The organism is Anaerobacillus arseniciselenatis (assembly GCF_001865995.1).
In the GTDB taxonomy this organism is placed as follows: domain Bacteria; phylum Bacillota; class Bacilli; order Bacillales; family Anaerobacillaceae; genus Anaerobacillus; species Anaerobacillus arseniciselenatis.
Map to the genome: position 1 here is coordinate 1 of NZ_MLQQ01000023.1, position 6929 is coordinate 6929.

General features: G+C 36.3%; 5 protein-coding genes and 1 rRNA gene. 4 read left to right on the forward strand and 2 right to left on the reverse strand.

What is annotated here, in order from left to right; genetic code table 11:
• Nucleotides 1-65 precede the first annotated feature (65 nt).
• The 4 genes from rrf (at nt 66) to BKP35_RS11125 (ending at nt 3658) form a co-directional block, all read left to right on the forward strand.
• Nucleotides 66-181 (forward strand): 5S ribosomal RNA (gene rrf / locus BKP35_RS11110).
• 262 nt (nt 182-443) lie between these two features.
• The gene (locus tag BKP35_RS11115) at nt 444-950 is read left to right on the forward strand and encodes a CBO0543 family protein (protein WP_071313425.1); all 507 of its coding nucleotides are present in this window, start codon (nt 444-446) and stop codon (nt 948-950) included.
• 686 nt (nt 951-1636) lie between these two features.
• Nucleotides 1637-2155, forward strand: a complete 519-nt coding sequence (locus BKP35_RS11120) for a cytochrome c3 family protein (RefSeq protein WP_071313426.1) — start codon at nt 1637-1639, stop codon at nt 2153-2155.
• Between the two features lie 15 nt (nt 2156-2170).
• Nucleotides 2171-3658, forward strand: coding sequence for an ammonia-forming cytochrome c nitrite reductase subunit c552 (locus tag BKP35_RS11125; protein WP_245741946.1), 1488 nt, complete (start codon nt 2171-2173; stop codon nt 3656-3658).
• A 344-nt stretch (nt 3659-4002) separates the two neighbouring features.
• On the opposite strand, the gene BKP35_RS11130 is transcribed toward BKP35_RS11125, so the two are convergent.
• Both BKP35_RS11130 and BKP35_RS11135 read right to left on the reverse strand, forming a co-directional pair.
• A complete protein-coding gene (locus BKP35_RS11130) occupies nt 4003-5715 on the reverse strand; it encodes a methyl-accepting chemotaxis protein (protein ID WP_071313428.1) in 1713 nt (570 codons plus the stop codon).
• 22 nt (nt 5716-5737) lie between these two features.
• On the reverse strand, nt 5738-6796 hold the full coding sequence (locus BKP35_RS11135; RefSeq protein ID WP_084031598.1) for a cytochrome-c peroxidase: 1059 nt from the start codon (nt 6794-6796) through the stop codon (nt 5738-5740).
• Between the last annotated feature and the right edge of the window lie 133 nt (nt 6797-6929).

Genomic DNA, 6929 nt, shown 5'->3' on the forward strand with positions numbered 1-6929 from the left:
GTGAGCCTCCAAGAGACGCTTACAAGTAACTCAACACTCAAAACTCATAATTCAAAACTAAATAATCTAGTGGCGATAGCGAAGAGGTCACACTCGTTCCCATGCCGAACACGATCGTTAAGCTCTTTTGCGCCGATGGTAGTTAGGGGTTTCCCCTTGTGAGAGTAGGACGTTGCTAGGTAAAAAACACATTCCATTAGGAGTGTGTTTTTTAGTTATAAAGAATTAATGGTTACTACAATAATCTGTGGAGCTGTCCCTACATCTACCAGTATTGCTCAGAAGAGGGATTTCTCGAGATAAAGCAGCATGGCGATATTTCATTCATTGAAGTAAAGCATGATGAGACTAAGTTCTGTACTTAAGCTAACGCTCTTTAGTATGAACACTGTAATAATTACTTAATCATAGAGCATTCTAAGAAAAGGAAAGGAGAGTGCTTTGTGAAAGGAAATAAATATGATAAATTATTTTTAAGAACTGCAACTGTTTTAACATTACTTAGTTTGATGATTTTATTATTTAGAAAGCCACCCATAAAAGATTGGGTTATCGTTTATTTATTTAATGCCGTTACAAATGGTATTATTGATAATTTCATGACATCGTACAAAATAGTCAAATATCCAGTACGCTTTTTCCCTAAAGTATTTAAAACGCATATCCTATTTGACTTTTTAGTTTATCCAACATTGACCATACTTTATAATCAAGTCACTGAAAAGGATAATTATGTAGCCATTTTTTATAAATTACTGTACTTTACTGTTCCTATGTTTTTCATTGAATGCTGGGCAGTAAAGAAAACAAACTTAATCAAATGGGAAAAGGGATGGGAGTGGTATCATACTTTTGTAAGTGTTACTATTAAATCGCTTGTAACACGTTTTATTATTGGCATTATAAGAAAAGTCGATAAAAATACTCCTATGACCGACAATTTGCATTAAAAATATTTTATTAAAATTATTATTTTTAGAAGTAAACGGAGAGATATTTTGAAGGAGAATAACCTAAACAAAGCATAGTTAAATTGCAAATTGCTATGCACTATAACGGTGCTTTTCAATAACAGGTGATATTCCACAATCGCGATTGTGAGGAAGACCATAAGCCTAATTCCTCGGTAAATACAAGGAGGTTTAGGCTTTTTCACTTTTTCCTAATAGGAACCCTAAGAACAATTCAAAACATATACTTATCATTACTGCTAATACCATTTTTACTTTGAATTCTCCTTTTATTAGAAATTGTATCCACCAAAATCTAAAGGGTTAAATAATTCGTGATCGCCTTGCACATTCACTTTAACGAATCTACATATTTCACATTAAGTTCACACTTTTCATTATTTAAAATATTTTCCGTGTAAGGAAAACTCTTTATTTTATAAGGGTTTTCCTTATTTTGTAGGTATTTACCCTGACATTTAGTTCGAACTTTTGTAACAAATAAATGTGATTAAAATCACTTTGTGTGAAATTCTATGAAAGTATTATAAAGGTATAGAGCAGTGATAATTATCACTGCGGTAACTTAACTCACTTTCTATGTTTATACAATTACCATTGGTATTAAGTAATTTTCATAGAGTTACTTAGTATATAAAGTTTTGAAAGAGAAAGGAGAGAAACTGATGGGGGAGAAGCTGAAATTGCTAGATAAGAAGCTGCTACTGTTTACGTTAATCGGTGTTTTTCTAGGGATTGCTCTATTTGCAGGGACTTCAGGAACGATGAAAGCAACAGATAGTGGTGAGTTTTGTTCTAGCTGTCACATCATGGGTACTGCTTTTGAGACTTTCGCTGATTCGAATCATGCATCATTAAGTTGTAACGATTGTCATGCGCCGCGTGATAGTGTCGTTTCGAAGATGGCATTTAAAGCGAAAGCTGGTGCGAGTCATATGTATATGAATACACTCGGAGCAAGTAAAATTCCGGATGTACTTCATGCAAATGCGAAGTCACAACAAGTGATTAACGACAATTGTATTAGTTGTCACGAGCCTGGTTTACAAAATGTTGACCACTCTGGTGCGCATGACAGTTGTATCGATTGTCACCGACAAGTACCACATAATAAAGGTGACTTCAGGCCAGCTGAATGGTTTGAACCAGGACAATTTCATTTTGCAGAAACAAATAGAAACTAGAAAGGAATGAAAAAAATGGGGAGTGCTAACAAAAAGTCGATTTTGTTAATCGTATTTTCTTTCTTATTAATGCTAGCTTTAGTAGGATGTGCAAATTCACAAGCACAAGAAGAAGAGCCGATGAATACTGGACTTGATCCGAATGAATGGAACAACTTTGCATTTAAAGATTTATTCCCAGAGCATTGGGAAAGTTATATGAAAAATATGGAAAATGAAAAAGAGGTATTACCGAAAAATGATCCTTCCATTGAGCCAATGTTACCAATCGTATGGAACGGTTTCGGGTTCGCGGTTGAATACAATTTAACTCGTGGTCACACATACGCTTTTGAAGATCAAATGAATGTACGCCGTATTACTGAAAATCCTAATGCTGTTTCAGCGTGCATGTCTTGTAAAACTACTGTATTCCCAGCAATGCTAGAGGAGTTTGGACCAGAAAGAGCCTATGCTCTTAATTATCATGAAGAAGCTATGCCTTGGTTAGAAGAATTTGCTGGGGAAGATAAAGGTAGAATGGCAGATGGATTTGGCAACGTTGCAGAATGGGGACACGCCTCAATTGGTTGTTCCACTTGTCATGATCCTGTAACAATGGATTTACGTGTATCGTTACCGCATACAACAGATGCTTTTGAAAGACTTGGTTTTGATTTAGAAAATGCTACACAACATGATATGCGTTCGATCGTTTGTGCACAATGTCATGTTGAATACTATTTCGACCCGCTGAATGATCTACAAACAACCTTCCCTTGGGGTTACGGGTTAACATTTGAAGATCAATGGGAGTATTCTGAGTATCAGGCTTCAAGAGAAGGTGGTTTCCAAGGTGAATATGTATCAACGATTTCAAACACACCAATTTTAAAAGCGCAACATCCAGAGTATGAATTATGGAGTTACGGACCTCACCAAACGGTATCTTGTGCAGATTGTCATATGCCATATCAACGTGTTGATGGTAAAAAGAAAATCTCATCTCACCGTTGGGGTTCGCCAATGTTAACACTTGAAGAATCTTGTCGTACATGTCATGGTGATAAGTCACCTACTTATTTAGAAACTCGTGTGAAAGACATTCAAGAGCGTCACAAAGAGCAGTTATTAAGAGCACAAGAAATTGGTGCATCAGCTCACTATTACGTAAACCGTATGATCGTTCGCCAAAGAGAAGGTTTAGCTATTTCTGATGAGGCTATACAGGAAGTACAAGCGTTAGTTCGTGAAGGTCAATGGTTCTGGGATATGCCAGCTGCTGAAAACTCTTATGGTTTCCATAATCCAGATGGAGCAATGGCATCATTCACTAGATCAATCGATCGTTCTCAACAAGCTATTTTAGTAGCTACAAGAGCGTTAATGGCAGTTGGTGAAGATATTGACGAATTAGAGCGTCAAATTGAAATCACAAAACAAAACGTGATTAATGAATCTGTAAACCATGAGAAGCATACACACGCGATTAACGAATGGTTCCCGAACGTTCGTGATAACTAATTAGTTAAAAGAAAAACTCTTTTCAAAGGCTGGCCCCTTTGGAGAGAGTTTTTTTCGCTTGTACTTCACTTTGAATTTTAACAAATTATGTTGAAAAAGTAATGAGATTTGAGAAAAAAGTGAAATTTTATTACGAAAATAGGATTTATAAATTGATCTGGATATTTATAGGGATTTTCTCGTGAAATATTCTATGTAACGAGAATACTAGGCGAGTGATTTAATAAAAAATCCTATGTCCAGAACGAAGCAGTGGGCATAGGATTTATAAATTGATCTGTACTTTTGCGTAGCCCCTCGTGAAACATTCTGATAAACAAAATATTCGGAGAGGGAGGCACGTTTTACACTTTAAACTTTTCTACCTCTTGTTTTAGCTGTTTTGAGGTAGTAGCAAGGTTGGTTGAACTACTAGCCATTTCCTCGACGGTTGCTAATTGTTGTTCGGCAGATGCAGCAACTTCTTCGCTAGATGCGGCTGCGTCTTCAATAATTGCAGAAATGTCTTGAATAGCATTTAAAACGTCATGAGAATTTTGCCGTAAATTCTCAAATATTTCCTTCATTTCATGGGCACCAACTTCGGTATCTTCAACTTGTTTTACAATTTCTTTTAAAGCTTGACCGCCTTTTTTGATCATTATTACTTGATTTTCGACGGTTGTTAGATTACTTTCCATTAACGATACCGTATCTAACGTTTCTTCTTGAATCGTATTAATTAGTTGTGTGATTTGCCCTGCAGATTGGTTAGATTGTTCCGCTAACTTTCGTACTTCGTCGGCAACAACGGCAAATCCTTTACCGTGTTCCCCAGCTCTTGCTGCTTCGATTGCTGCGTTTAGTGCTAATAAATTCGTTTGATCAGAAATAGCAGTAATAGCGGTAATAATTCCACCTATTTCTTCAGACCTTTTACCTAATTGTTGAATAGAGAGTGTCGCATGACTGACATTTTCTTTGAGTTCACCTAAATGGTCAATCGATTCATAGATTGCTTTTGCACCGTCATTTGCGACTTTCGTTGACTGAACAGCATTCGTCAAGGTTTTATTTGCATGGTTGCTACCGGTCTCAACGTCACTAACAGATTCTTCCATCATTTTTAACACGTGTGAAACATGATCGCTTTGTTTAGTAGCTCCCTCGGCGACATCATTAATCGTAGTAGCAATCTGTGCTGACTGTTCTCCAGTTTGTTGAGAGCCATCTGAAAGTTTTTGAGAAGCATCATTCACTTGAGAAGTTGTATGATTAATTTTTCCGATTAATGATCGTATGTTGTTACACATTGTTTCAACAATCGTAAATAGTTGTCCAATTTCATCTTTTGCTCGGTAGCTACTAACGTCAATTTTTAAGTTTCCTTCGCCAATTTCTGTCATTACCACTTGAAGACGTTTAAAAGAATTTGTAATTAATCGAGCTAAAAATAAGCCAATAATTAAAGTAGAAAGTAAGGCTACTGCAATACTAATAAAAGTTATGAAAGCAGCAGAAGAGGCTTTCTCTTGGTTAGCGTTATTTAGCTGACCAGCAATAACTTCATTATACTCTGCAAGCTCTGCCACTAGCTCATTAATACTTTCACGACTTTGCTCTGTTTCTTCATAATAACTAAAAGCAGCCTCTGAATCTTGTATAACCGCTAAGTCAACCATTGTTTGCCGATCACGGTGATATTCGTTTAATCGATTTTTCAATTGAAAAATCATATCAACTACTTCATTTTCAAGGTCTTTATTTTGATAATCGTATAATAAATCATCAATTCGTAGTGAGCGATCTCGCATATCTGCAATGACAGTGTCTTTTTCTAGTCGGTCTTCTGTGAGTATTAACCGTAATAAACCTGCATCGATATGAGCTAAATTAATTTGCACCTCATCAAACCACATGATAGGGAGCAATCTCTCATTATACATTTCTTCTGAAGCTGAACTCATTTCGTTTATTTGGTAGTAACTACTTATCCCTACAAATAGTAAAAAAAACATGGAAACAGCTATAAGAACCAATAACTTGGTTAGTATTTTCATATTACGAAAGATTTTCATAAATATTGTTCCTCCTTAAATTTTATTGTGGTAAAGATGGGATTTCTATTTCAGGAGGAGTTCCGCTAATCGCTCTTAAAAAAGCAACTAAAGCTTCTTTTTCTTGAATTGATAAATGTAGCGGCCTAATAAGTTCACTAGTATTCGGCTCTCCGTTTCCACCACGATCATAAAAATTGACAACATCATGTAATGTTACTTCACTACCATCATGCATATAAGGGGCGGTGTAAATAATCCCACGTAATCCAGGAGTTCGGAATTTACCGAGATCTTCCTCATCTCCCGAAATCTCAGCTAAGCCAGGATCTCCACTATTTACTCCGGCATTATGAAACTCTTGATCTGTAAAATTAGGTCCGGAATGACACTCTATACAATCTTGTGTTATAAAGAGCTCCATGCCAAACTTCTCTTGTTCATCAAGTGCTTGATCCTCACCATCTAAAAAGCGGTCAAAGGCAGTGTTATCAATATTAATCGTTCTTTGAAAAGTAGCTAGAGCTTTAGCCACCGTATCTATGCTAATTTCTCCACCAAAGGCGGCATCAAAATACGGGCGATAACCTTCAACAGCTCTTACTTTTTCGATCATTGTATCTAAATCCAAGTTCATTTCATTAGGATCTTGGATGGGTCCGAGCGATTGTTCTTCTAAACTATCAGCTCTACCATCCCAAAAAAATGTTTCATAGTATCCAGTATTGATAATGCTTGGCGTATTACGTGTTAAAACGGTATGATCAAACCCGACCGAGAACGTTAAATTATCGGCATACCCAAGTTGAGGACTATGACAAGTTAAACAACTTAATTGATCTTCTTTAGATAATCTTGGGTCAACGAATAACATTAGACCTAGTTCCACTTTTTCCTCAGTGATTGGATTGTCTTCTGGTTCCGGAACTGGACCTAGAGGTTCGAAAAACGAACGTAACTCTTCATCTGACATTGAACGACCATAATCAGCGAAAGCTTGCTCGTTGGAAAAGTTATTACCGTATAACAAAAAACTTCCTACGACTAAAGAAACTATCGCCAAAATCGCCCCGATCATGAGCGTATTTTTTTTAAAATTCATAACTTCCTCCCTCTATAAATATTGATATACCAACGGTTTGAGCCGTTGGAGAAGTACCAAAAAAATATTTTTCGACACGACCTCTAACATTATTTTTATAATATGTGAAACTATGCCAATTGGTGGGTACGCT